This is a genomic window from Phenylobacterium sp., from assembly GCF_031984885.1.
Lineage (GTDB): Bacteria > Pseudomonadota > Alphaproteobacteria > Caulobacterales > Caulobacteraceae > Phenylobacterium.
The window spans coordinates 66132-90948 of sequence record NZ_DAMABV010000010.1 but is presented as its reverse complement, the minus strand read 5'-3'; the positions used below and the strand labels follow the sequence as shown (position 1 = coordinate 90948).

Genomic DNA, 24817 nt, shown 5'->3' with positions numbered 1-24817 from the left:
GGCTAGGGTGCCTCGTCACCCTCGCGGGCCTGGGCGGCCTCAGCAGCTCGACCGACGTGTGGGCCTCGGGGCTATGGATCTGGGACAACCGGAGCGCCCCGCAGGTGCGGGCTTGGTTGATGATCGGCGCGGCAAGCGGCGCTGGCGCGGCGTTCGTCCTGGCAGGCGCCATGTTGAAGCGACCGCGGCCGCCGTTGCACGGCTCAGCCCGCCTTGCGACGGAAGCCGATATCCGGCGCGAAGGCTTCAGGAACACCTATGGCGTGATCGTGGGGAAGAAGAACGGACGCCTGCTGGTTTTCGGGGGACCTGAACACGTGCTGCTCTACGCCCCGACACGGTCGGGCAAGGGCGTCGGCGTCGTGATACCGAACCTGCTGAGCTGGTCCGGCAGCCTCGTCGTCCTCGACATCAAGCGGGAAAACTGGGCGGCGTCGGCAGGATTCCGTGCGGCCCACGGCCAGCAGGTCACCTGCTTCGATCCGCTGGATCCGGAAGGCCGGACCGCCCGCTACAATCCGCTTGGCCACATCGACAGGGACGATCCGATCGCGGTGCTCGACGAGCTGCAGCGTATCGCGGTGATGCTCTTCCCCTCCCCCGACCGCACAGACCCGTTCTGGGCGGAGGCCGCGCGCACAGGCTTCATCGGCGTCGGCGCGCTGATAGCGGCCACCCCGGCCACACCCTTCACGTTCGGGGAAATCTATCGCCTCATGACGGCGGCCGACCTTCGCAACCGCCTCTCGGAATGCCTGAGGCGGCGTCGCGCCGAAACGCCCGGCCTATCAATCGGCGCCGCCGCGGCGCTGACCGATTTCTGCTCGGCGTCCGAAAACACCTTCGCGGGGATCAAACAAACCATCACCGCGCGGTTGAACCTCTGGCTCAATCCCCGGGTCGTGGCGGCCACCGAAACCAGCGATTTCGACCTGAGGCAAATCCGCGACCGACAGATGGCCGTCTACCTCTGCACCTCGCCCGACAACCTCGATCGCGTCGCCCCGCTCTACGGGCTGCTCTTTCAGCAGCTGATCGACCTCAACACCCGATCGCTACCTTCCAGCGGCCGCCATCAGGTTCCGGTCCTGGTCCTGCTCGACGAATTCGCGCGCCTGGGTCAGGCCAGCGTCCTCGCTCACGCCTTTTCGTACGTCGCCGGCTACGGCCTTCGCCTCCTCCCGGTCCTGCAAAGCCCTGCCCAACTGAGGTTCGTCTATGGCGCCGAGCTCGCCGAAGACATCATGGCCAATTGCGGCGCCGAGATCGTCTTCGCACCCAAGGAGCTCAAGGTGGCCCGTGAGCTGTCGCAACGGCTGGGGACCTACACCTTCGAGGGGCGGGCCCGCAGCCGTCCCGTCGGGCTTTCGCCCGGCGCTCGCTCCATGACCGTGACGGATCAGCCGCGCCCCCTGATGCTGCCTCAGGAACTCCTGCAAATGCCGCGTGATCGCCTCCTCGTGTTTCGCGCCGGCATGGCGCCGATCAGCGGGCACAAGCTCCGATACTTCCGTGAAAGCGCCTTCCGTCGGCGGGTCAGTCCGCCGCCAACCGTCGTCTCGTTGTCGGCCCGCGACAGCGTTCTCGTCGAGCCCGCCCAGCGATCGCCGGACGACCCAGTTGTCCCTTCTGTCGCCGCGCCCGATCCCCTGACTATCGGCATGCCCCCCCTCAGGGCCGAGGCGAGTGAAGAAGAACTTGTCGCTTGGGTGGAGATGGTGATCGACGCCGGCGTCATCCCTGCAGAGCGCGTGGAACGGTCCAGGAGCCCGAAAAATGGCTGATGACCAACCCTCCCCGGACGTCGTTCTGCGACCAGTTAGTCGGGGCGGCTCTCGAACCGCAGGCGATGTTCCCGACGCTCTCCGTCGCCGCTACCTGACCGAACCGGAACGGGGCGGGATCGCCTTCTACGTCGACCGTCTCGTCAAACAGCCCGCGTTCAGGGACCGAGGCGGCCGCCTCATCGCCGCTCGCGCCGATCCGGCCGCCCTGCGCCATATGGCGGAGATCGCGCAGCACCGCGGCTGGGAGACTGTCGTCATTTCAGGTGATCCCTCCTTTCGGCGCGAGGCGTGGCTGGCGATGCGGACCGCCGGCCTGGAGGCGAAGGGCTACCGTCCGAGCGCACGGGAGATCCAGGCTCTCGAACGCCGGCTGGAAGCCAAGGCGGGCCGTGCGACGGCGACCAAGGACAAGGAAAAGTTCAAGGCTCCCGCGCAGCAGGCGGATCCCGACGGCCGCTTGCGCCTGGCGATGATCGAGACGGTCGTTCGCAGCCGGGTCGCCGACCCGCTAGTCCAGAAGCGCGCGCTCGACGCGGCCAAGGCTCGGATCGCCTATTGGCTCGAACGCGGCGCCCGGTTCCAGCCGGCGCCGACCAAGGTTGGACGCGATCAGGGCGAGCGCCCAGTCGGCAAGGAGCGCAGTCGAAACCGCTAACGGATGACCTGCAACGCCCCACCGATCCGCAAGGCGATTGTGGCCGAGCGGGCGCGCGCACTATCCTCCCTGCGGGAGGGGCACGATGGCGGAGCACAATCGTCGGCGCGAGTTCGACGACATCATCACCCTTCCCACGAGACCGCCAGAATCTCCATCCGCTTAGTGCGGCCAGACGCCCCGCCCTCAAGGCCAAGGCGACCAAGACCCCACGCGACGCGTCCTTGGGGGCAGAGCGTCCGCCAGAGCTTCAGCCGGAGAGCCGCGTAGCAGCCTAGCTACCGGTCGCGCCCCTTCTCCTGAGGCTGCGGCTCCAAGCGACCGCTGAGATCCCTTAACGCACGCGCCAGAGCCAACCGCCGGCTATCGGGCGCCGGCATCTCCTTCACGAACGCCCGCACGAGCGCGGCGAGCTCGCGATCACCGGCGTCCGGCGAGCGATCGAGCAAGGCGGCCTGCTGGAGATAGAGGCTACGCACACGAGCCTGCTGGCGCCCGATCATCTTCTCCCAGGGGCGCAAGGCGGCGTCAGCGCCGAACGCGGCGGCGGCGGCCTCCTTCATCGCCTCGCGGTGCGCGCGGCTCGGGCCAGCGGCCGCGGCGCGCGAACGATCTGCCATCTGTCGCAACGCCTGGCGTTCAGCCCGCCGCGTCACGCCGCGCGCGCGGCGCGGTGTCGCCTCGGCTTCGACGCCACGCTCGCGCAGCACCTCGGCGAAGACCTGGCGCCAGAGCTCCAGGTCGGGCTTCTTCGGATTGAGCCGCTCGCCGTGCACACCGGAGCTGCGGACGCTCAGGTGCACGTGCGGATGATCGGCGTCCGTGTGGAGCGCGAAGACATACTCGAAGCGGTCCTCAAAAATCTCCCTGGCGAAAGCTCGCGCCGCCAGACGCAAGGCTTGAGGGTCAGTGCCGGCCGGCATCGAGAGGATGATCGAATGGCTCATCGGAGAGTTGGACCGGCGGGTCCGATCCAGTTCGGCCTGAGCGGCCCAATCCCGCGCGAGATCGGCGACGTCATCGCGCCCCTGAAGCCGCGCTCCCTGGTCGTCCTCCAGGTCCAGCATTCCGTTGCGCGAGATGTAGTCCAGGTGCGCCTTAAGGTGCGGACCGCTTCGGGTTCGGCCGGTGACCTTGACCATGACTTCGGGCGCGCGTCGCGCGATGCGCGACAGCCGCGCGCGCGCATCGTCGCGACCTGGCCGCAGCACCCGAGCGGGGGTCCGTCGGGGCTGGGCCACCGGCCGCCATACGTCTTCAAACCCCTCGACCGTCCGAAAATCGCTCACCACGCCGCCTCCCAGTAATCGAGGTTGCCGGCCAGCGCGGCGCGGAGGTCGGAAAGCCGCCCCCGCAGCTCGTCGCGGAAAGCTCTGACCTCGGTGAGTTGCAGGTCCAGCACCCGCCCCTCCATCACCTCGGTGTTCAGGGCTCTGGCCATCTGGTTGAGGTTCACGCCGATCCGGCGCAGCTCGGTCTGGATGGCCATCAGCCCGCGCTCGCCCTCTCGGCTGAAAGCTGGACGATTCGAGAGCCGCCGGCGGATCAGGGCGGCGGCCCAGGCATTCGGCGTAAGGCCAAGTTCCGCCGCTGCGGCGGTAAGCGCCGCCAGGTCGGGATCGGCCAGGCGCACCGTCAGCTTGGCCGGACGACCGCGTTCGAGCAATTGGACCCCGGCCTGCGAAGCCCCGGCGGCCTCATGGATCAGGCGGCGCAGCACCACCGAGCGACCGCCGTGCGAGGCGGCCGCCTCGTCGAACCGATCAGCGAGATCGTCTGGCAGTCGGACGTTGAAGATCGCCACGTTGCGCCTCGCGTAAGACACCGCCGCCGGCAAGGCTATCCTGCCCTCGACCACGGCTCTTACCCTGCCCCCTCCCCTCGGCAGGCGCGACGCGTAAGCCTACGCATCGCACCTCCCCCCCCCCGCCCGCCCAACCGGGCGCCCCAGCCGGGTGCAGAGGGTTCGCCCCAATTCACGGAGTCTTCGCGACAGGCGGAGCAAGCCGCCCGAACGCCGCAACCGCACGCGGCTCTTCAGGAGAGGACTCCCACCATGACCATCGCCGTCGATCATCACGCAGCTCACTCAGCGCCCACGACGCCCGCCGTCCGCCAGCGCTGGCGTCGTCCGGCGCCTGGCAAGCCAGCCCAACGCCAAGCGCTCGCCGTCGCGTGCGAGGTCGAGCAGATGGCGGTCGAGGCGGCTCAAATTCTCCGGACCCGTCGCTGGCTGCACGAAGGCGCAGATTGCGACGTCGAACTCGTGGCGGCTCTCGACGCGCTCGAAGCTGGCCCGTCGGCGGACGAGCTGCATCAAGCCTTGATCGAGCGGCAGCGGGGCCTGGAAGAGACCGCCGGCCATCGCCGCGCGACCTCGATCAAGGGCGCGCTCTTCCAGCTCTACCTCGCGGCCAGCCGCAGCCAGTACCCGCAAGGCCATCTGTTGACCAAGCTGACGCCGCATGAGGATCGCATCCTGGCCGCCAACGACCGAAACGTCGGCCGATTGCACCAGAGCGCCGTTGGGTTCCTGGAGACCCTCGCCTGGGATGACGACCTGGCCCAGCTGCGCGCCTGGTACTGCGCGAAGACCTCCGATCTTGGCGCGGCCTGCGACCTCGCCATGACCGACCGCGAACGCCTGCTCGCCGAGGCCAGGGCGCAAGCGGCGGCCGAGACGGCCGCACGCGGTTAGGCGGTGCGGAGCGTGCGGAGGGGTCCGCACGCTCCGACCGTCGCTAGTCTGCTCGCGGCTGCAGCCCGTGCAGGAAGTCGCAGGCCTTCTGGGCATGGGCGGCGGCGGTGAAGATGAAGCGCTTGTCGCCCTTCAGCACGTCCAGCCAGCTGGCGAGATAGGCGGCATGGTCCTCGCGAGCTGAAAGCTCGAGGCCAAGGTCGGCGCAGAGGAACGCCGCGCCGAGTTCGGCGACGAGCTCTTCGCGGGCATAGCCGTCATCGCCCCAGCGCTTGCGCCCGAAGTCGCGGTCGAGCCGGGTCGGATGCCGCGTCCAGTGGGTGCACTCGTGCGCCAGGGTCGCATAGTAGCTCTCCGGGTCTTCGAAGCACTCGAACGGCGGGACCTGCACATGGTCTGGTCCCATCGCGTAGTAGGCTTGGTCGCCACCGTGACGAACGACGGCGCCAGTCGCTGCAAAGAAGGCGTCGGCGTGAGCGATCCGCTGGGCAGGGTCCAGAACCGGCGCAGCCAGAGCACGGTAGTGCGCGGGCAGTCCCTCGATCTGTTCGACGTTGAAGACGGTGTAGGCCTTCAGGAACGGGAATTGACGTTCGACGTCCTCGCCGCCATCGCCAGCTTCGGTGCGGGTGATGCGGTTGGCGTAGACCACCGTTGCGCCGCTCTCGCCTTTGCGGACGTGGGCGCCCAATTCTAGGGCCTGGCGAAACGTCATCCAGATCGGAGCCGAAAAGCCGCTGGCCGTCGCCTCGGCCCAGAGCAGCAGGACGTTGATGCCGCTATAAGGCTGGCCGTTGTGGCGCAGCGGGCGGCTGATCTTGCCGGCGAGATGTTCGGCGGACCAGGGCTTGGTCCAGGGTCGGACCCCGTGTTCGAGGTCAGCGATGATCTTGGCTGTGACCCGGGCGTAGAGGTCCGGGCGAGCGGTCTCGTTGGGGCGCGCCATGGCGGCCTCCTCAAGATTGTCTTGTTGGGGAGCGGCGCCCCGCCGAAGCGGGGCGCTGGCGGGGTCAGTCGGCGGCGCGGCTGCGCGACCAGATCAGGCTGTAGCCCTCGTCGGCGTCGACCAGACTGGCGTAGATCGGGGCGGCGAAGCTCGGATCGTCCAACTTGACCGAGAGGTACTCGCGGTTCTCGCGGGAAACCTTCTTCCAGGCGGCGCCGAACTCGGTCTGGCCTGCGAAGATGCGGAAGTCGGGGGCCTTGTCGTTTTCCTTCTCCGCCGGTCGGAACTGCGCCGCCTTGACGTTGAGGGTGAGGGTCTTGATGGCGCCGCTGATCGAGCCGTCTTCGTGCTGGGTGAAGGTGCCGATGGTGGCCATGGGGAAGTCTCCTGTCTGCTTCTCTCGGGCCGCGCCCATCGCGACCTCGATGGCGATCGGCAGGTCCGGAGGCGGACGGCCGCGCAGCCCGCAGGGCCCGCAGCGCGAGCGGAGGACGGCGCTGGCGAGATTTTCTTGTCTCGCGAGGAATGGCGGCGAAGCCGGCAGGGGAAGAAAACTCGCCAGCGCCGTTGCGCCAGGACGGCCGGCGGCGCAGCCGCATTTCCTCCGGCCAGATCGGGCCATCGCAGGCCGCGCTGGGCGCGCGCGGAGGGGAACGTGGAGATAGCCCTTGAGCACCGAGGCCCTGGCCCGGCTCACGGCGGCTTGGTTGCAGCGCGTTGAGCCTCACCCCATCGACATGCGGCGCGGATCGGCGGGAAAACCGGCAAGGCGCGAACGCCCGCTCCTGAGCGACAGTCCGGCGCCGCCTGGAAGAAGGAGGGCCGCGCAGCGGCGGGGAATGCGCGGCCCAAGCAAGACGATCCGGACTCTAGGCCGCTATCGCAGCCTCCTGGTCTGGCCCGTCGTGGGCGGCGGCGTCCTCGGTGCGCAAGTGGCGAGGCAGCCAACCGGTCCCTGCCAGCAAGCCTTCGGCCGCCTCCACCATCTGCGCCTTCTTGAGGCCCGCAAGGCGCTCAGCGGCTTCGGCGCCCACGGCCTCTGCCACGGCGTCGAGTATCCGCGCCTTGGTCACGCGCCCGAGATAGCTGCGGGCGTCGGCCTGCCAGTCGCCGCGCATGTCGAGCGCCAGCCGTCCCGCCAGAGCATCCGCATGGGCCAGCGCCAAGCTACGGCGCTGCCAACCCTGCACGGCGTCGAGGGAGAGGCCCACGCAGTGGGCCAGGAGCGCCATGCGGCTGTCGGTGTCGAGGTCGGTCACGAAGGCCCAGACGAGGGCTGGCTGATCGGGAACCTGCCGCGCCCAGGCGTCATGCCGCTCGCTGATACGGCGTCCGGCGGGGCTGTCCTCGACGCCCTGCACCTCGCTGGCCAGCGCGCGGGACGCACTTCGGATGTCGAGGCAGCTGGCCGTACCTGCGCCGCAGAAGGTGTGCAGCACCAGGGCGTGCACCACGCAGAGCAAGGCCGTCTCGGGGCTTTCGGCCAAGGCGTCGCGCAGGCTGGCGCTCCGATAGGCCGTCAGCTCGGCGACCAGCCGGTCGGAGAGCGGAGCGCCGCCGTCCTCATCGTCCTCCGCCTGGGCGCCGCCGTCGCCCTCGCGCTCTGGCGACACGGCGTCCTCCCCAGCCTCGACTTCGGGCTCGGGGGCCATGTCCTCGGGACGGATGAAGCCGCGCTCGATCCGGACCGATCCATCCCAGGCCAGTACGACGAACACCCCGCCGCGCGCCACGTCGCCCGGGAGGTAGGCATAGCCATCACCGAAGGCGTCCAGCTCGGCGTCGATCTCGGCGAGCCGCGCCTCGACCTCCTGCGGCAGGTCCTCCACCGCCGCCCACTGCTCGGTGAGCGCGTCGTACTCAGCGCTAATCGCGGCGATCTTCTCGGTATCGTCGGCGCCGCGCTCGATCTGAACCGGATAGACACGCGCGAGGCCGTGGCCGGAAGGGTAGTCGAGATGCGCCTCGGCCCATTTCCAACCTTCCGCATCCCGTAGCGCCTGGGCCTGCGCGGCCAGCTTCTCGGCCACCAGCCGGTCGAGCAGCGCCACGTCCTCCAGCCAGCCGCCGCCGTCCTCGGTGAAGAGGTCGCGGAGCACCATGCCGCCTGCCTCGGCATAGGCCTCGACGCCGACAAAGACCGCGCGCCGGTCCTCGGCCCGCACCTTGGCTTCCGTCATCGCCTGCCGGATGAAGCTGGCCGAACGGTTGTAGGATAGAGCCTCATAGACCTGTTCCTGGCGCTCGTGATCTTCGCTCACGGCGAACGCCATGAGCTGATCGAGGGTCAGGCCGCCTTCGCGATAGACGCCCATCAGCCTGGGACTGACTGTGGCGAGCCGCAGGCGTTGGCGAACAACGTGGGCCGACACCCCGAACCGCCCCCCGATCTCCTCGGCGCCCCAGCCGAGCCGTTCGTTTAGATCGCGGAACGCGTCGAACTGGTCGGCTGGATGCATGGCCGAGCGTGTGACGTTTTCGTCTAGGCTGATCTCTTGCGGATCGAACTCCGTATCGATCACGCACGGGACCAAATGCGCCTTCTTGATTTGACCCCGCGCGGCCAGCATCCGCAGCGCCAGCCGCCGCCCCTCCCCGATGGTCACGAGCCAGAACCCGGTGAGGCCACCGGCGTCGTCGCGTTCGGGCTCCACCACCGGCTTCTGAAGGAGCTTCTTGGCGCCGATGCTCGCCGCCAGCGCTTCGATGGCTGCGTCGCTGTGCGGAACCTTGCGCGCGTTGCGCGGCGACTTCTTGAGCTTGTTGAGGGGGATTTCGATCTCGGTCCCAGTGACGATCTCGCCGTTCGTGGTCATGACGACCTCCTTTTGGGGTTGGGCTGCGAGGCGCAGGGCGCGCCTCGCAGCCCTGCCCGTCGGCGAGACCGGGTGTGCAAGCGGAGCGGGCGCCTTCGCGGGGACCCGGCTGCAGGGGCATGCCGATGCAGCCGCCGGTCTTGGCCAGCGCGAACCGAAGCTGGGCGGAAGGCGCCCCGCAGCGCGCCGAGGGCGGAGCCCTAAGCACGGCGGCGAGCTGGCTCGCCGCGAACAAGGAAGATCCCATGGGGCGGGTAGTGCGCTCCGCTCTGGCTCCAGCAGAGTGAGGTCGCCGAACCCTCACCCCTTTGGAGCCCGACCCATGCACGATCACTCCCCGCCCGAGCACAGCGCCATCCGCACCGATCTCGGCGCGATCTTCGTATCTCTCGAACTCAGCCGATCGACCTGGCTGATCACGTCCCTGTCGCCGGGCGCTGGGGAGAAGCTGTCCAAGCACGTCGTGCCGGCCGGCGACCTCGCGGGACTGCTGGGGCGGTTCGCCCAGCTCAACGAGAAGGCCAGCGCGCGGCTGGGCCGCAGCTTTCCGATCATCGCCATCCAGGAGGCCGGGCTGGACGGCTTCTGGATCCACCGCGTGCTGGAGGACGAAGGGATCGAGAGCCACGTGGTCGATGCCGCCTCGATCCTGACCTCCCGCCGGCGGCGGCGGGCCAAGACCGACCGGATCGACGGCGAGACGTTGGTCCGAACGCTGATGGCCTACAAGCGTGGCGAGCCGCGCGTCTGCTCAATGGTGCGGGCGCCGACGCCAGAAGAAGAAGACCGCCGCCGTCTCTGCCGCGAGCGCAAGACGTTGGTGATCGAGCGGATCGAGCACACCAATCGGATCAAGGGCCTGCTCTGCGCCCAGGGAATCTTCGACTACGATCCCCTGCGCCGGAACCGCCGGACCCGGCTGGAGGAACTGACGACCGGCGATGGCCGACCGATGCCGGCCCGCCTTAAAACCCAGATCAGACGCGAACTCGACCGGCTCGAGATCTTGCTGGCCCAGCTGAAGGCGGTGGAGGCGGAGCGCGACGCGCTCGTCGAGCCAGCGAGTTCAGAGGCGCCGACGCCGGCGACAATGCTTGCCCGGTTGAAGGGCATCGGGCCGGAGTTCGCCGCCGTACTCTGGTCGGAGGCGCTGTATCGGCGCTTCGACAACAGAAGGCAGCTCGCAGCTTACGCAGGGCTAGCCCCAACCCCTTGGAAGAGCGGGTCGATCGACCACGAACAGGGTGTATCGAAAGCGGGCAATCCCCGACTGCGGACCACGATGATCCAGGTCGCCTGGCTGTGGCCGCGGCACCAGCCAGGCTCGGCGCTAAGCGTCTGGTTCCTAGACCGCGTTCAGCGCAACGGCGGGCGCATGCGCAAGTCCGCGATCGTGGCGCTGGCGCGCAAGCTTCTGGTGGCGTTCTGGAAGTACGTGACGCAGGGCGTCGTCATCGAGGGAGCTGTCGTGCAACAGGCCTAGAGACGACGCTCTCGACGAAATCCGCAGGGCTAGTCGACCCTGACGGATCCAGGCGGACGAACCGATTGCAGCCATGGCCTAATCAGCCGGAATGAAGAATGGTCTCGTCCTCTGAGCCCGACACCTGCGAATGCGGGATATGGGTGCAGCCGCGGTGACGTGGCGACCGAATGTGAGGTTGATCTGGCGCGGTAGCGGCCAGGTCGTGGACCGGGCTTGGACTTGGATTCCAAATGTCGATGCCAAACTAGCGCCGCGGCGCCTGTCAGCCACAGCATGCCTTGCCGCCGTCCTCCTGGATCGGCGGACATGGCACGTCGCCGTAGGAACAGTAGACGCAGCAGTCGCCTGCCTTGGGCTTGAGGACGGCGCCGCAGCCCTGGCAGTCGTAGAAATATTGGCAGGCATCGGTCGGCATGGTCTCTGTCGCCTTATGGCCGCAGTGCGGACAGGTGAGCGTGGAGCGCGCCAGGATCTGCACGGCGTCCATCACCGGGCGCTCCTGATCAGCGTCAGAGCCCAGGGCTCGATGATTGGCTGCCAGATCAAGGCGAGGAGCACCAGCACGGTGGCCGCGCCGAGCAGGCCGATCCCGAGCCGCGACGGCGCAGCGCAGGCGCTGTCGACCCGGCACCGCCGAGCCCGCCGCCAGGTAAGGGTCCAGCCCACGCCGATCACCGCCAACGCGGCGAAGGTGATCCAACTGCGCTGCTCCGCGATCAGGCTCATGCCCCCCAGGCCTAGCCCCGCCAGCGCGAGCGACATCGGCAGGACGCAACATGCAGCCCAGGCGAAGACTGCGCCGGCCCCGGCGGCGACCGCCGTCCAGCTCAGAGCCGTCTCGGCGGGCGTCCGACCCTGTCCATCTCGTCGGGCTTGAATCCCGCTGCTCGCCGTCATGGGATCGTCTCCTGGTCCAACAGGAACCATCATGCCATCTGTAGTGACTACAGACTCAAGCCCTAATCGAAAGCTGCGCTCCATGGCTGAACAGGCGATTCAGATCGGCGAACTCTCACGCCGCACGGGCTGCAACATCGAGACGATCCGCTACTACGAGCGGATCGGCCTGATGCCGCCCCCACCGCGACGCGGCCGCTACCGCAGCTATGACGGTGAACACGTTGGCCGGCTGGGCTTCGTCCGGCGAGCCCGTGAGCTAGGCTTTACGCTGGATGAGGTTCGCGCCCTGCTGGGCTTGGCCGGTGGTGGGCAAGCCTCCTGCGCCGAGGTGAGAACCCTCGCCGCATCGCACCTGACGGATGTCCGAGCGCGGATCGCCGACCTTAGGCGTATGGAGCGGGTTCTGGCTGACTCCGTGCGGGCCTGCGACGCTGGGCAGGACCCCGGCTGTCCGCTGATCCAATCCCTCTATGCGGAACATGGGCCGTCGCGGGACTGCCTTGACACTAAAATCCCCATGTGAGGCTGCAAGGAGCCGCGCATGCGCGGCGGGACGCGCCGTCGAGCGGCCCGCGGCGGCCAAAGCCGCGCGAAACGGCGCGCCCGTAGGAGCAGCGTAGCTGCGGGACCGAGCGCGACCGCCGGCCGCTCTCCGAACTTCTCTGGGGCGTTGCGGGACTCCCCCGCTCGAAGGGGCAGGCCGAGACATCTTTGGCTCGGGCGCAGGGGAAGGCCTTCCCCTAACCAATAGAGCATCACGATGCTCTGAATGCTTATGAGAAGGTGGTGCGGGCGGTCGGGCTCGAACCGACACTCCTTGCGGAACTGGATTTTGAATCCAGCGCGTCTACCAGTTTCACCACGCCCGCGGGTGAGGGCGACCCATTTATCAAGCCTCCCCCCCGAACGCCAGAGGGCGAAGCGCCCATGACAGGGGAAAGCCAGAACGGCGACATCCCAGGAAGGGACCTGGCGGTTTCCGAGGCCGCTGCCGCACGTTCTGGGCGGTCGCACAGAGTGTCGCCGACGGGTCCGTTGATCAGGCGAGACAAGCGCCGGTCGATCGTGCGCGACGACGCCTATGTGGCGAGCGTCGCCTGGTGCGTCAACGTCCAGGCACGGGACGTTCGCCACAGCTTAGATAGCTTCGCTGGTCGGCTCGGCTCGTCGAGACCCGTCCCAGCAACGATCGGAGAAATGAACCGGAATATCGCCTAGGCGACGCCAAGCACCGAGGTTCATGGCAGCGAGACATAGTCCGATGCCATTTTGGGATTAAATGCGATGTGGCTGTTTTGGTGAGCGTTTTAAGAGCCGCACGAACCGAATTCGGTTAGCGCTTTTATGCCGAATTCGGTGGGCAATTCGATTTGCGATTAAATGGCGATCCCTTACGCAACAACGGTTCGGCGTAATTTCGTTCGCGAATTCGGCTTAGCGCTTTAAAGGCGCTACGCCCAAAACGGCAGGTAGCGCGCATAGCGACGAGACTCGCCGGCGGTTTCGTCAGCCCGCAGCTGTTCTTCGGCGTGAGCGACGTGACCGGCGTCATTCAGATCGCCGGCGACGCGAGCGTCCAGCCGGGCGACCGCGCCGAGATCGCCTTCGAGCTGATGAAGCCCGTGGGCATCGAAGCCGGCGTCCGCTTCGCCATCCGCGAAGGGGGCCGGACGGTCGGCGCGGGCCTCGTCACCGAGGTCGGCTGAAACCGTAGGCTGGTGCTGTCCCGATCACCGCCCCGTCGGGGATCGGGAAAGTCATCGCGCAAGAGCTGGGATGCGCGATAGGATCGCGGCCAGAAGGTCTGCGCCTACACGGCTTCGAGGCCGCCCACTTCCAACGTCAGTTCAGCAAATCGCAGCAGTTCGCGATAGGATCCGCCGTAGATTTGGGCCCTGCCCGAGTCATCGACGATCAGGCCGGCTTGCGCCGCCGTCGCTAACTCATGAACGCGGGCCGCGATCCCGGTGGGCATGTAAAAGGCCACAAGCGGATAGGCTTCCTTGTGCTGGCCGCCCAGGACCCCGCCATTGCAGCTTGCAACTGGGGTGGCCCCAAGCGCCGACAGGGCGATCGTGGCCGAAGCCACGCCCGGGTCGAGACCCCAAAGCGCGTCGGCCCCAAACTCCGCATCCAGCTCCTCGATGACCGCTTCTTCCTCCTCATCGAGATCCGGAGCGCGCTCCAGACGGTCTAGAATCCGGCGTTCGATCTCAAGCGTCTCGGAGAGGTTGGCCCAGCTCATGCCGCCCAGGTCTACGAAGGCCTGGTTGCCGTCGAGGTAGCGATCCTCATGCGCGGCCTCGATCTCCGCGGCGTCAGGCGGCGCGGCAAGGTCATCGAGGCTCAGTTCACGCTTGATCGTAATGCTGATTGCGCGGCTCGCCATTGGCTCCCAGTTTGAAGATTAGGCCCCAAGAACAAAATGGAAACTCTTCTCGACGGGGCGCCGTTGTGGCGCCACCCTGGCGCCATGCTTCCCGATTCGAAACCCACCAATGTCCGCTCACTCGATCGCATCAATCTGCGGCTCAGCGCTGATACCTTCGAGGCGATCGACGCCGCCCGCGCTGCGCGGCCTGGCGCGATCTCGCGCAACACCTGGATAACCGAAGCCATCGAAGAAAAGCTGGCGAGGATGCCGGCGGAAGACAACGCCGCGGAGGGCCTTAGGTCACATGCCTAAGTTCTACGAGTTCTTCGCCGGCGGCGGCATGGCGCGCGCGGGGCTTGGCCAAGGTTGGACCTGCCTGTTCGCCAACGACTTCGACCACAAGAAAGGCCTGACCTACCAAGCCAATTGGGACTGTACAGGCGAGCTTAAGATCGGCGACGTCCGGGAGGTCGCTCTGGACGATCTCCCCGGCGTTGCCGACCTCGCCTGGGGATCCTTCCCTTGCCAGGACCTGTCCCTGGCAGGCGGCGGCGCCGGCCTCAAGGGAGAGCGCTCGGGAACCTTCTACCCGTTCTGGGACGTGATGAAGTCGCTGATGGCGGATGGCCGCGCGCCGAAGATCATCGCGCTCGAGAATGTCTGTGGCACGCTGACGTCGCATGGCGGCCGGGACTTTGAAGCGATCTGCAAGACATTCGCCGACGCCGGCTACCGTTATGGCGCCCTGGTCATCAACGCCGCGCTCTTCGTTCCACAGTCGCGCCCGCGGCTCTTCATCATCGGCGTGCATGAGGACGTGGTCGTAGACGACGCGCTGCTGTCGCCGGGGCCGATCGCGCCCTTCCATACACCAGGCCTCTGCCGGGCGATCGAGGGGGTCAGCAAGACGGCGCGACGCAGGATGGTGTGGTGGAACATCCCCTCACCTCCCCGGCGCAATTCCACCTTCGCCGACGTCATCGAGGAGGCGCCGACCAGCGTCGAGTGGCACTCGCCGGCCGAAACTCGGCAGGTGCTGGGCATGATGTCGCCGATCAACCTGGCGAAGGTCGAAGCCGCCAAGCGCGCCGGCCGCCGGATGGTGGGCGGCATCTATCGCCGGACGCGCCAGGATGAGGCGGGTGCCAAGGTGCAGCGCACCGAGGTCCGGTTCGATGACGTCGCCGGCTGCCTCCGTACGCCGGCCGGCGGCTCCAGCCGTCAGGTCATCATCGTCGTCGACGGCCCCAAGGTTCGGACCCGCCTGATCTCCGCACGTGAAACCGCCCGGCTGATGGGGTTGCCCGACGAGTACAAACTGCCGCGCAACTACAACGAGGCCTATCATCTGACAGGCGACGGCGTGGCGGTCGATGTTGTGCGGCACCTGGCCGAGCACATTTTTGAGCCCTTGCTCGGGCTCGGCGAGACGGCGCGGCGGGCAGCGTGAACGTCATCCCCTGCGAGCAGGACCCTCAGCTCCGAGCCGAGATCGAACGGTTCGCCGAGGTCCTCAAGACACAGGCTCACCTGCTGGGCGACCATGGCCTGGGGGAGAAGGACTTCTATCGCTCGCCCATTTTTCGCGGCGCCATCGAGAAGGTGCGCGGCGAATTCTCGGCGACCATGAGGGGGAAGCGGGAGTTTGTTCAGCACGTCCTCAACCACATGGAGGACGGCGGCCATATCCAGGGCTGGGATCGGACCAAGGCTGGCGCCCGCAACGACTACTATGTGCGACTGAAGAGCGGACGCACCGCGGTGATCGACCTCAAGGGCTGCCTGGACGGCGCCAACACGACCATTTTCGAGCGACCGCCCGAAGCCGACGAGTTCATCACTTGGAGCCTCTGCACCAATGTCGGCGCAGATCCGCGGCGGAACGCCTGGTCGGGCCTGCACACGCGTCTGGGCGCCGAGATGATCGCCCGCAACCAGCGCGTCGATGGTCTCGTCATCTGGGACATGATTTGCGGTACGATCGGCCGCCCCTGTCCGAAGCTCAAAAGCCTTCCGGAAGCCACACGACTGACGCGCCTTGGCCCCTTCGAGACCCCGCCGCCCTGTCTCTACGTTCTCCCCGCTGACATCCCGACGCACGAGAAGCCCCTCGCGACGGCCCAATCGCTCGACGGCGTCGAACTGCTCGCGGCGTTTCATGCCGCGTTCGGCGGCCTCGACGAGGAGGTCCATTACGTCGACTTCGAGCTATCCGGCTCTGACGAAGAGCGCTTCCGCCGCACGACCATCCGTCGCGCAGGCGTCGTGCAGCACGCGTCCGACATGACCGCGATGCGCCGTGTCTGACCCCCGCGAGCTCTTTCCCCGGGATCCGGATGCGACCAATGTCCCGCCGTTCGAAACCGACGACCTTCGCACCCAGCTAGCCCGCTTTCTCGACTCGCCCTTCGCCGATCCGAGCGGAGGTTCCATGAAGGTTGGCGACTACCAGTGGGGCGTTTACGCCTTCTTTGACTACGATGGGGAGCCGATCTACGTCGGCCAGACCCGGGAGCGGGTTCGTGTGCGCATCCGCCGGCACCTGACCAATCAGCGCACCGACGCGGTGGCGATGTCGGTCTTGGATCCCTTCGAGGTCCTTGACATAGAGGTCTGGCCGCTCCCCGAGCTCGAGGGCGTGAACAAGAAGGACGCCGCGGCCAAGGCCAAGCTGAACGCCCTCGAGCGGCTCATCACCGAGGAGGCCGTCGAACGCTCACGCTTCAAGGCGATCTTGAACGAGAAGGACCCGCCTGTCGGCGCGGTGACGGTGACCGCGCCGCCCTCGTTTCGCGCCCGCGTGGTGTCCGATCGGGTCTTCGAGCTTCGGCGGCACCCCGACTTTCGGCTGGCGCGCCGGGCCCTGATCATTTCGCGCCTGGCCCAGGTGATCTCGGAGCGAGAGGTCCAAGGGGGATTGCGGCGTGTGCTGCTGACCCAGGCCAAACGCATGCAGTGGCTCTCGGAGCGGCGATACCAGGCGCTCGGCGGCGCCGCCTCCGTCGCAACCGAGGGCGACGAGGACGCGGAGAGCTGATGGCCGCCGCTCCCCAGCAGGTCCCTTCCGACGCGGAGGTTGAGCAAGCTGTCCGTAATTTTCGCGCCGCCATCGACGCCGCAGGGCCAAAGCCCTGGGCGGAGAAATTCATCCCCTTTCCGCGCGGGGCCTGTGGGCACGCCACTGAACTCCTGGGACGCTATCTAATCGACCATCTTAGCATCAGGCCTGACTACGTGAGCCAGGACGCTAACGAGGACATCGGAGGATGGCAGGCCTCCCACGCTTGGCTGGAGTGGAACGGGCTGACCATCGACATCACCGGTGACCAGTTCGGCTGGGCGCCGGTGATCGTCACCCGCCACCCCGTGAATCATGGGCGGGGCGTCCAAAGAGCCAGGCATCCGGTCTGCCTCAGGCATCAGCAGGATTGGTGGGCGCGCGAGTGCGGCCCGCTCTGGCTCGCCATCGCGCCGCACCTAACGCCAATTCTGCCGGCGCGGCCTCGACAGCATTCGCGATGAGCATCTGGCACGGTCCGCTCCTACGATCTGACGGCGACCTTCGGCCTTAGGGTTGGGCTGCCGACGGCGGAGCGCTACGGGCCCGGACCTCAACGACGAGGACCAGGGGCGACCTTCGCGCAGCAGGCCGCCCGTGAGCGCCAAGGGAATCGCGGTAATCTTGAGGGCTTTGGGGCCTGACCAAAGGGGCGGCTGGGTATGGATGCTGCCACTCGCGCGCGCGCAAACCTGATCGGAAAGATGGACGCTGACCTGGCAGCGATGCTGCCTCAGGTTCTCGAAGAGACAGAGATCGCGTCCCAGGCTTCCCTGAACGCGACAATCGGTGGCAAGGCGGCTCAGTTCATTGATCTCCACCACGAGGTGATCCTTTCGCCCGAGCAGTACGTCATGCTTTATATGCGTGGCTTCAAGCGGGCGATGTCGCCAGTCGATGCGCCTCGCCCGGATGCGAACCGCCGCAACTTCGAGAAGTTTCGGGCCTCGAAGGCGGCTCAAGCCTACTTCCTGTTGTTCCTGAAGCGCTCCTATCTGAAGCATTTCGCTGAGTTGAGCCGGAAGCGGCCGCCCCTTGAGGAATCGGAGGTCTGGATCGGTCAGAACCGCGCCCACTACGGGCTGTTGGTCACGCCGATTTGGCGTGAAGACCGGTTGGAGTGGTGCAACGACCGAAGCGAGATCCGCCACTTCCCGAAACTCTACTGGACGATCGGCCACGTCCTGCGGACCGGCCTGGTCGTGCCTGGCGACCCGGATAGGATCACGTTTCGGCAAGTCGACGACTACCTCACGTTCTTCAAGAACGTCCTTGTGCGCGCCTCGTTCTCGCCGCACGAGCGTGGGATTGCCGAGCGCTATGTCGCATACGTTCGCGCGGCGGCCGTGCCCGAGAGCGTCCCGCTTTTGATCCCGGAGTTCCGATATGGCGGCACTGCAGCTGCGCACCGCTACCGCCTGGACTTCTGCATCGTAGACCCGTTCACGATGCGCAAGGTCGGGTTTGAGCTCTCTCCATGGTCGACGCATGGACGCCTCACCGGCATCGCCGCCCTGACACAGGCAGAAGTGAACGATATCGCGCGAGGCAATTTTGAACGCGAGATGGCGAAACATAAGGCCTTCTTCCGAGAGCACGGCGTCTACGCCCTGATCTACACCGATGCCGACCTCCTGGATCTCGACAGGGTCTTCGACGGCATGAAGCAGTATCTCGCTCCCGTCGACGCGATCGCGCCGCTTGATCATCACCTGCTGGATGGCTTTTTTGCCTAGCCCACCAGCTTGGTCAGCACCCGCGGGCGTTCTGGGCGTCTCTGACGAAACACGTCAGACATCGTCAGCGTCGCGTTCGCATCCTGGCGCTTAGGCGTTCGCCAGCGCCCTGGCCGCGGAAGGTCCCTTCCGCGGTTTGGGTTTCTTCCGCACATTGATCGCCGCTGCATCAAGGGTGTTCTTGATGTGGGTTGCGTAGAACTTCTCGATCATCTCCACGCTCGTCCGGCAGTTCTTGGCGATCTGGTAGATGTCGGCGCCCTCCATCAGCCGCAGGCAGATGTAGGTGTGGCGCAGACTGTAGGCCGTGCGCGGATTGCCGTCGCGATCGGTCTTCAGGGCGAGCTCGTGAAGGACGGCGTTCAGTAGCTCGCGCTGCACCTTCCCGAACACTAGGTCGGTCGGCTTGCCGTCTTTGCGCTTCTTCACCCGCTGGAACGGCAGCACCGCGCCCGGCATGCTCTTGCAGAAACCGACGCCGCGCTTGCCGCGCACCTCGATCTCGAGGATGCGCTCGCCGGTGTTGTCATCCACCACGACCTGGACGTCGCGAAACTCCAGGCGGCAGGCCTCATCGGGCCGCAGCCCGGTGTTGACCATGAAAAGCACGTAGTCGTGGAATTGCTCGCACTCGCCGCGCCAGCGCTCGTTCTTCGGGTTCCTGGCGCGTTCGCGCGTCGCCTCGTAGAGACGTTTGTACTCCTCGGGCGAAAACCAGGCGCGGTGCGAGACCTTGCCTGAGGCCTTGTAGGGCGCCGACATGTCCGGCAGGGCCGAGATCCAGCCCTTTCGATTGGCGCTCTTCAGCACCTGGCGAAGCGTCACCAGTTCCTTGTGCAGGGTGCTGCGCGCCGGCCTCTTGAAGACGCGCTTACGGCCCTTGGGCGCGCGAGCGCGCCCCTCAGGGCCGGCTGGCGGCTTGAGGCGATGGACCCTGTATTCCTGGATGCGGCCGGCGGTCACCTCGTCCAGGCCGCAATCGCCGAAGAACGGAAGCAGGTAGAGGTCCAGGTGCCTGGACTTCGAGGCAACGTGCTCGGCGTTCCGCTCGCCGAGCGTCATGATCTCGTATTCCGAAACGAAGGCGCTGGCCGCCTCTCGGAAGGTCCGAACACCAGCGCGCCGACGCACATGGGCGGTCCGGCGATCGGGTTCGGCAAGCGCAGGCGCCGCGTCAGCAGCCTCCACGACCTGCCCGCCGCGCCGTCGGACGCGATCCTCAGCGAACCGATCGAGCGACCAGTCCCGTGCGAACTCCAGCGCGAGCACAATGTTGTCTTGCCGGGTCGTGACGCGATGATTGCGGCCGCCCAGGAACACCGAGCACTGCCAGTAGCGGGTGTTGGGCCGCCGATAGACGTGCACGCGCCCGTCCATGATCGTGTGGCTCTCGGCCGCGGCCGATGGGGTCCGCGTCGTCATCGACCTGCCCTCCGACGAACGAACAGGTCTACCGCGGCTCGATCGAGAGGCCGGGCGCGTAAGCCTACGGCTCGGCGCCCGGCCGAACGGCCATGTGCAACAAACTGTGCAAGCGCTCGCTCAAGCCAGCCTGTTTCCTGCCAAGCACTTATGCGTCGAAAAGTCCGATACGAGAGACGCAGCGGCGGATTATCGGACTTCTGCGCCCGCTTATCGGACCTTGAGCCGATCAGGCCGCGAAAAGCGGCAACATGTGCAAGACATGTGAAATGCCAAATTCCGCATAAATGTTTGATTTTAAAGCATTTTCCTGAAGACATCGCCTTTTGAGTCCGGCGCGTCTACCAGTTTCACCACGCCCGCATGCGTGCGGCGCACCGTTTATCAAGCGCCGACGCCGAAGGCTAGCCGCGCAGGCCCAGCCGGCGACCGCCCGCCGCGGGCCCGGCGCCCGTAATTTCGGCGAAGCTCTCGACGCCACCCGCACTGAATGATAATCATTCGCAAGAGTGCGCGTAGGGATTTCTGGATGAACAATATCTCGACCCGGCCGGGGGCCGAAGTCGCCTCCACGGAGGGCGTGGTCGTGCGCCTGAGCGAAGCCTCCCTGGGCGACGCCGGCGTCATCCTGGAGGTCCGCGCCGAGAGCAATTCCGCCGCCCACGGGGTCGGGGTCGAGGAGCTGCAGCGCCGCCTGCTGGAGTTCGGCTTCGTCGAAGGCGCCCACATCGAGGTGATCCACGAGGGTGCGATCGGCCGCGACCCGATCGCCGTGCGGCTCGACGACATGCGCGTGGCCCTGCGTCGCCGCGACGCCGAGGACGTCTATATCCTGCTCGACCGGCGGGCCTGATGAGCGAGACCCTGTCCCCGGCCCGCGTCGCCCTGGTCGGCAATCCCAATTCCGGCAAGACCGCCCTCTTCAACGCCCTGACCGGCGCCCGCCAGAAGGTCGCCAACTACGCCGGCGTCACCGTCGAGCGCAAGGAAGGCGCCGTCACCTCGCCGGCCGGCCGCCAGTTGATGGTGCTGGACCTGCCCGGCACCTATTCCCTGCGCGCGCGCAGCCCGGACGAGGCGGTCACCCGCGACGCCGTGCTCGGCCGGCTGGCCGGCGAAGTCCCGCCCGAGATCGTCATCTGCGTGGCCGACGCCACCAACCTGCGCCTGGTCCTGCGCCTGGCCATGGAGCTGAAGCAGGTCGGCCGCCCGATGGTGCTGGCGCTCAACATGTACGACATCGCCCAGCGCCAGGGCCTGCGCATCGACCTGGAGGGCCTCTCGCGCGAGATCGGCGCGCCGATCGTCACCACCGTCGCCACCCGCAAGCGCGGGATCGAGGACCTGCTGTCCCAGGTCGACGCCCTGGTCGACGCCGGTCATCTGGCCGGTGAGAACACCTGGCGCGAGCCGACCGCCGCCGAGATCCGCCAGGCCCACTCCGAGGCCCAGCGCATCGTGCGCACCTATGTCCGCCCGCCCGAGCATCCCGACACCTGGACCGGCCGGATCGACGCCGTGCTGCTGCACCCGGTCGCCGGCCTGGCCATCCTGCTGGGCCTGCTGTTCCTGATGTTCCAGGCGGTGTTCACCTGGGCGACCCCGGCCATGGACGCCATCGAGGCTGTCTTCGGCTGGCTGGGCGTCGCGGTGGGCGAGTACATCCCCAACGAACTGCTGCACAGCCTGGTGTCGGACGGCCTGATCGCCGGGGTCGGCAGCGTGCTGGTCTTCCTGCCGCAGATCCTGATCCTGTTCTTCTTCATCATCATGCTCGAGGATCTCGGCTACATGGCCCGGGCCGCGTTCCTGATGGACAAGATCATGGGCGGCGCCGGCCTGCACGGCCGCGCCTTCATCCCGCTGCTGTCGTCCTTCGCCTGCGCCATCCCCGGCATCATGTCGACGCGGGTGATCGACGCGAAGGCCGACCGCATCACCACCATCCTGGTCGCGCCGCTGATGACCTGCTCGGCGCGGATCCCGGTCTACACCCTGATCATCGGCGCCTTTATTCCCAACACCAAGGTCTGGGGCCTGTTCAGCCTGCAGGGGCTGGTGATGTTCGGGCTCTACGCCGCCGGGATCGTCAGCGCCCTGGTGGTCTCGTTCGTCACCCGCCGGGTCTTCTGGCGCAGCGCCGTCGAGCCGTTCCTGATGGAGCTGCCGACCTACAAGCTGCCCGAGCCGATGAGCGTGGTCCGCAACCTGATCCTGCGCGCCAAGATGTTCATCAGCCGCGCCGGCCGCATCATCCTGCCGATGATGGTCCTGATCTGGCTGCTGTCGACCTTCCCCTACCCCCCGGAAGGCGCCACCGGTCCGGCCATCGACTACAGCTTCGCCGGCATGATCGGCCACGTCATCCAGCCGCTCCTGGCCCCGATCGGGTTCAACTGGCAGATGTCCATCGCCCTGATCCCCGGCATGGCCGCGCGCGAGGTGGCCGTCGCCACCCTGGGCACAGTCTATGCGGTGGGCGACGCGGAGAACAACATCGGCACCCTGGCCTCGACCCTGGCCAATCACTGGTCGCTGGCCACCGGCCTGTCGTTCCTGGCCTGGTACGTCTTCGCCCCGCAATGCGCCCCGACCCTGGGCGTGGTGAAGCGCGAGACCAATAGCTGGCTGTGGCCGACCGTGATGTTCGTCTACATGGTGACCCTGGCCTATGCAGCCTCGTTCATCGTCTACCACACCGCCGTGGCGCTCGGAGGGGGCTGACGCCCCCTCAACCTGAAGGCGATATTAATCACGCCGATTAACCCTCCGATAAACCGGCGGTCCTAGCGTTCCATCATTGGGTGGGGACTAGAATGGACCAAACTCTCAGGCAACCGCGCCGCAAGGCGGCCAAGCGTCCGACGACGGAGCACCTCGTCGAGCGCATCCGCGAGACCCTTCTCTACTTCGGCGGCGAAGCTCATCGCCGCGACGTGATCGCCAATGTCGCGCGCGAGGTCGGGGTCGACGTGAAGAACATCCCGGAAGACTTCGAAAGCGCCGTGATCGTCTCCTTCGAGGAGACCTGGCGCGACGAAGCCCGCCGCGCGCTCTACGGCTTCCACCTGCGCTTCGGCGAAGGCTCGCATCGCTGGGGCCTGAAGGCCGCCACGGCGCACTAGGCCCGGCGGGTCACCAGTCCCGGATCGGCGAGCGGCGGCATGGCCCCGCCCGCCAGGGTCCCGGCCGCATGCTGCAGCCGCGCCAGCAGCCGCTTGAGCTGGGCCACCTCGGCCGGCGCGAGGCCGCAGATCAGAGCCGCCTCGTAGGCCAGGGCCAGGGGCGCGATCTCGGCGTGCAGGCGCCGCCCCTCCTCGGTCAGGGCCAGGACGTGGGAGCGGCCGTCGGCCTGGTTCCGGGAGCGGGCGATCAGCCGCCGCGCCGTCAGGCCGCGCGCCGCCCGGCTCACCGTCACCTTGTCCATCACCGTGCGCGCGACGATCTCGCGCTGGGTCTTGCCGCCGTCCTCGGCCAGCACGCAGATCAGCCGCCATTGCGGAATGGTCAGGGCGAAGCGGTCCTCATAGGCCCGCGCGATCAGGCCGCTGACCGCGTTCGAGGCGACCGACAATCGATAGGGCAGATAGGCGTCCAACTGCAGGGCGCCGAGCGCCTGGTCGTCGTGGCTGAGCTGGTACGGTCCGGTCATGGGGCGACCACTCGCTGCTCTATGGCTCCGAACAGGGAATGGCGCCGGCCATCGCGCATCTCAATGCGGACCACGTCGCCGGCCTTCATGAACGGCGTCCTGGGCGCACCTTGGGCGAGCGTTTCCACAGTGCGCAACTCCGCTAGGCAGGAGTAGCCGACTCCGCCCTCGGCGATGGTTTTTCCTGGACCGCCGTCCGGCCCGCGATTCGACACCGTGCCCGAACCGATGATCGTGCCGGCGCCCAGCGCCCGGGTCTTCGCCGCATGGGCGATGAGCGTCCCGAAGTCGAAGGTCATGTCGACGCCGGCGTCGGCCGCGCCCAGCGGCGCGCCGTTCAGCTCCACCTCCAGCGCCCCGTGCAGCTTGCCGTCCCGCCAGGCCTCGCCGAGCGCGTCCGGCGTCACCGTCACCGGCGAGAAGGCCGAGGCCGGCTTGGACTGGAAGAAACCGAAGCTCTTGCCGATCTCGCCGGGGATCAGGTTGCGCAGCGAGACGTCGTTGGCCAGCATCACCAGCCGGATCGCCGCCAGGCCCTGTTCGCGGCTGGCGCCCAGCGGCACGTCGCCGGTCACCACCGCGATCTCGCCTTCCATGTCGCAGCCCCAGGCCTCGTCGGCCAGCGGGATCGGATCGCGCGGCCCCAGGAACCCGTCCGAGCCGCCCTGGTACATCAAGGGATCGGTCCAGAAGCTGTCGGGCATGTCCGAGGCCCGCGCCTTCCGCACCAGCGCCACATGGTTCACATAGGCCGAGCCGTCGGCCCACTGATAGGCCCGCGGCAGGGGACTGGCCGCCTCGTGCTCATGGAAGCGCTCGCGCGGGACCGAACCGTGCTCCAGGCTCTCGGCCAGGCCGCGGAGCAGCGGTTCTGCGCTCTCCCAGTCATCGAGGGCGCCCTGCAATGTCGGGGCTATGGCGCTCGCGTCGGCGTACCAGGCGAGGTCCTGCGAGACGACGACCAGACGGCCGTCACGTCCCCCCTTCAGCGAGGCGAGCTTCATTCATTCCTCCCGGCCCACCGTACGTGTCACGCGCACGCCGCTTTCGTAGGCTTCGGGCAAATAGACCACGACCTCGACGCAGATGTCTCCGCCTGGCTGATCCACCCACAAATAATTGCGCTCGAAACAGACCTCCCGCCCGCCGGGGGTGTAGCCCTCGTAGGTGTCCCCCCAGGGCGTGCAGGCCGCCATGTCGCGCCGCCCCAGCGAGCAGGCGCGCTCCAGCTCCTCGTCGGCGGCTTCGGTCAGGTCGAGTTGCGGGTCGATATGGGCCATGGCCCTT

27 protein-coding genes and 1 tRNA gene are annotated in these 24817 nt (G+C 67.3%); 15 read left to right on the top strand and 13 right to left on the bottom strand.

Annotated features, from left to right (window positions below; translation table 11 throughout):
- Window positions 1-119 precede the first annotated feature (119 nt).
- Both RTL41_RS15455 and RTL41_RS15450 read left to right on the top strand, forming a co-directional pair.
- Entirely contained in the window at window positions 120-1784 is a 1665-nt protein-coding gene (locus RTL41_RS15455) for a type IV secretory system conjugative DNA transfer family protein (RefSeq protein ID WP_312165952.1), read from the top strand.
- Window positions 1777-2442, top strand: a complete 666-nt coding sequence (locus RTL41_RS15450) for an LPD7 domain-containing protein (protein WP_183772294.1) — start codon at window positions 1777-1779, stop codon at window positions 2440-2442. The genes RTL41_RS15455 and RTL41_RS15450 overlap by 8 nt, the downstream gene beginning before the upstream one ends.
- A 278-nt stretch (window positions 2443-2720) precedes the next feature.
- Here the strand turns inward: RTL41_RS15450 and RTL41_RS15445 are convergent, their stop codons facing one another.
- Window positions 2721-3731, bottom strand: a complete 1011-nt coding sequence (locus RTL41_RS15445; RefSeq protein WP_312165950.1) for a relaxase/mobilization nuclease domain-containing protein — start codon at window positions 3729-3731, stop codon at window positions 2721-2723.
- Window positions 3728-4246 carry a plasmid mobilization protein gene (locus tag RTL41_RS15440; protein WP_183772292.1) on the bottom strand — a complete coding sequence of 173 codons (519 nt, stop codon included), beginning with the start codon at window positions 4244-4246 and terminating at the stop codon, window positions 3728-3730. The genes RTL41_RS15445 and RTL41_RS15440 overlap by 4 nt, the downstream gene beginning before the upstream one ends.
- A gap of 252 nt (window positions 4247-4498) precedes the next feature.
- On the opposite strand from RTL41_RS15440, the gene RTL41_RS15435 reads away from it, so the two are divergent.
- Window positions 4499-5140, top strand: coding sequence for a hypothetical protein (locus RTL41_RS15435; RefSeq protein ID WP_183772290.1), 642 nt, complete (start codon window positions 4499-4501; stop codon window positions 5138-5140).
- Window positions 5141-5183: 43 nt separating this feature from the next.
- Here RTL41_RS15435 and RTL41_RS15430 read toward each other — a convergent pair whose 3' ends face one another.
- The 3 genes from RTL41_RS15430 to RTL41_RS15420 form a co-directional block, all read right to left on the bottom strand.
- On the bottom strand, window positions 5184-6086 hold the full coding sequence (locus RTL41_RS15430) for an ArdC family protein (protein WP_183772288.1): 903 nt from the start codon (window positions 6084-6086) through the stop codon (window positions 5184-5186).
- Window positions 6087-6150: 64 nt separating this feature from the next.
- Window positions 6151-6462 (bottom strand): DUF736 domain-containing protein, encoded by a 312-nt coding sequence (locus RTL41_RS15425; protein ID WP_183772286.1) that lies wholly within the window; start codon window positions 6460-6462, stop codon window positions 6151-6153.
- A 493-nt stretch (window positions 6463-6955) separates the two neighbouring features.
- The gene (locus RTL41_RS15420; protein ID WP_183772284.1) at window positions 6956-8902 is read right to left on the bottom strand and encodes a ParB/RepB/Spo0J family partition protein; all 1947 of its coding nucleotides are present in this window, start codon (window positions 8900-8902) and stop codon (window positions 6956-6958) included.
- Between the two features lie 322 nt (window positions 8903-9224).
- Here RTL41_RS15420 and RTL41_RS15415 point away from each other — a divergent pair, with 322 nt between their 5' ends.
- Window positions 9225-10385 (top strand): IS110 family transposase, encoded by a 1161-nt coding sequence (locus RTL41_RS15415; RefSeq protein WP_267231309.1) that lies wholly within the window; start codon window positions 9225-9227, stop codon window positions 10383-10385.
- A 265-nt stretch (window positions 10386-10650) separates the two neighbouring features.
- Here RTL41_RS15415 and RTL41_RS15410 read toward each other — a convergent pair whose 3' ends face one another.
- Together RTL41_RS15410 and RTL41_RS15405 are read right to left on the bottom strand one after the other, a co-directional pair.
- Window positions 10651-10875, bottom strand: a complete 225-nt coding sequence (locus tag RTL41_RS15410) for a GDCCVxC domain-containing (seleno)protein (protein ID WP_183772282.1) — start codon at window positions 10873-10875, stop codon at window positions 10651-10653.
- Entirely contained in the window at window positions 10875-11114 is a 240-nt protein-coding gene (locus tag RTL41_RS15405) for a hypothetical protein (RefSeq protein WP_312165948.1), read from the bottom strand. The genes RTL41_RS15410 and RTL41_RS15405 overlap by 1 nt, the downstream gene beginning before the upstream one ends.
- Before the next feature lie 253 nt (window positions 11115-11367).
- On the opposite strand from RTL41_RS15405, the gene RTL41_RS15400 reads away from it, so the two are divergent.
- Window positions 11368-11811, top strand: coding sequence for a helix-turn-helix domain-containing protein (locus RTL41_RS15400; RefSeq protein ID WP_183772278.1), 444 nt, complete (start codon window positions 11368-11370; stop codon window positions 11809-11811).
- A 261-nt stretch (window positions 11812-12072) separates the two neighbouring features.
- On the opposite strand, the gene RTL41_RS15395 is transcribed toward RTL41_RS15400, so the two are convergent.
- A tRNA-Leu gene (locus tag RTL41_RS15395) sits at window positions 12073-12157 on the bottom strand.
- Window positions 12158-12715: 558 nt separating this feature from the next.
- Here RTL41_RS15395 and RTL41_RS15390 point away from each other — a divergent pair.
- On the top strand, window positions 12716-12994 hold the full coding sequence (locus RTL41_RS15390) for a hypothetical protein (protein ID WP_183772504.1): 279 nt from the start codon (window positions 12716-12718) through the stop codon (window positions 12992-12994).
- A 104-nt stretch (window positions 12995-13098) separates the two neighbouring features.
- Here the strand turns inward: RTL41_RS15390 and RTL41_RS15385 are convergent, their stop codons facing one another.
- Window positions 13099-13677, bottom strand: a complete 579-nt coding sequence (locus RTL41_RS15385) for a hypothetical protein (protein WP_312165947.1) — start codon at window positions 13675-13677, stop codon at window positions 13099-13101.
- Window positions 13678-13713: 36 nt separating this feature from the next.
- On the opposite strand from RTL41_RS15385, the gene RTL41_RS15380 reads away from it, so the two are divergent.
- The 6 genes from RTL41_RS15380 to RTL41_RS15355 all read left to right on the top strand — a co-directional run bounded on the left by RTL41_RS15380 (window position 13714) and on the right by RTL41_RS15355 (window position 18456).
- Entirely contained in the window at window positions 13714-13974 is a 261-nt protein-coding gene (locus tag RTL41_RS15380) for a hypothetical protein (RefSeq protein WP_246370606.1), read from the top strand.
- Window positions 13967-15112 (top strand): DNA cytosine methyltransferase, encoded by a 1146-nt coding sequence (locus RTL41_RS15375; protein WP_183772274.1) that lies wholly within the window; start codon window positions 13967-13969, stop codon window positions 15110-15112. Before RTL41_RS15380 ends, RTL41_RS15375 begins: the two co-directional genes overlap by 8 nt.
- The gene (locus RTL41_RS15370) at window positions 15109-15969 is read left to right on the top strand and encodes a hypothetical protein (RefSeq protein WP_183772272.1); all 861 of its coding nucleotides are present in this window, start codon (window positions 15109-15111) and stop codon (window positions 15967-15969) included. Before RTL41_RS15375 ends, RTL41_RS15370 begins: the two co-directional genes overlap by 4 nt.
- Window positions 15962-16699, top strand: coding sequence for a GIY-YIG nuclease family protein (locus RTL41_RS15365; protein ID WP_183772270.1), 738 nt, complete (start codon window positions 15962-15964; stop codon window positions 16697-16699). The genes RTL41_RS15370 and RTL41_RS15365 overlap by 8 nt, the downstream gene beginning before the upstream one ends.
- Window positions 16699-17184: a hypothetical protein gene (locus RTL41_RS15360; protein ID WP_183772268.1), complete on the top strand. Its 486-nt coding sequence runs from the start codon at window positions 16699-16701 to the stop codon at window positions 17182-17184. Before RTL41_RS15365 ends, RTL41_RS15360 begins: the two co-directional genes overlap by 1 nt.
- Window positions 17185-17424: 240 nt before the next feature.
- Window positions 17425-18456, top strand: coding sequence for a topoisomerase II (locus tag RTL41_RS15355; RefSeq protein WP_312165941.1), 1032 nt, complete (start codon window positions 17425-17427; stop codon window positions 18454-18456).
- Between the two features lie 90 nt (window positions 18457-18546).
- On the opposite strand, the gene RTL41_RS15350 is transcribed toward RTL41_RS15355, so the two are convergent.
- Window positions 18547-19776 carry a site-specific integrase gene (locus tag RTL41_RS15350; protein WP_312165939.1) on the bottom strand — a complete coding sequence of 410 codons (1230 nt, stop codon included), beginning with the start codon at window positions 19774-19776 and terminating at the stop codon, window positions 18547-18549.
- A 631-nt stretch (window positions 19777-20407) separates the two neighbouring features.
- On the opposite strand from RTL41_RS15350, the gene RTL41_RS15345 reads away from it, so the two are divergent.
- The 3 genes from RTL41_RS15345 (at window position 20408) to RTL41_RS15335 (ending at window position 23003) form a co-directional block, all read left to right on the top strand.
- A complete protein-coding gene (locus RTL41_RS15345; RefSeq protein ID WP_312165937.1) occupies window positions 20408-20731 on the top strand; it encodes a FeoA family protein in 324 nt (107 codons plus the stop codon).
- Window positions 20731-22602, top strand: a complete 1872-nt coding sequence (locus tag RTL41_RS15340; protein ID WP_312165935.1) for a ferrous iron transporter B — start codon at window positions 20731-20733, stop codon at window positions 22600-22602. Before RTL41_RS15345 ends, RTL41_RS15340 begins: the two co-directional genes overlap by 1 nt.
- A 92-nt stretch (window positions 22603-22694) precedes the next feature.
- On the top strand, window positions 22695-23003 hold the full coding sequence (locus tag RTL41_RS15335; protein WP_312165933.1) for a hypothetical protein: 309 nt from the start codon (window positions 22695-22697) through the stop codon (window positions 23001-23003).
- Here RTL41_RS15335 and RTL41_RS15330 read toward each other — a convergent pair.
- The 3 genes from RTL41_RS15330 to RTL41_RS15320 are packed head-to-tail and all read right to left on the bottom strand — an operon-like array spanning window position 23000 to window position 24810.
- Window positions 23000-23530: a MarR family winged helix-turn-helix transcriptional regulator gene (locus RTL41_RS15330; RefSeq protein ID WP_312165931.1), complete on the bottom strand. Its 531-nt coding sequence runs from the start codon at window positions 23528-23530 to the stop codon at window positions 23000-23002. The genes RTL41_RS15335 and RTL41_RS15330 overlap by 4 nt on opposite strands.
- Entirely contained in the window at window positions 23527-24534 is a 1008-nt protein-coding gene (locus tag RTL41_RS15325) for a fumarylacetoacetate hydrolase family protein (RefSeq protein ID WP_312165929.1), read from the bottom strand. Before RTL41_RS15325 ends, RTL41_RS15330 begins: the two co-directional genes overlap by 4 nt.
- Complete coding sequence (locus tag RTL41_RS15320) at window positions 24535-24810, bottom strand: hypothetical protein (RefSeq protein WP_312165927.1); 276 nt, start codon at window positions 24808-24810, stop codon at window positions 24535-24537.
- Window positions 24811-24817 lie beyond the last annotated feature (7 nt).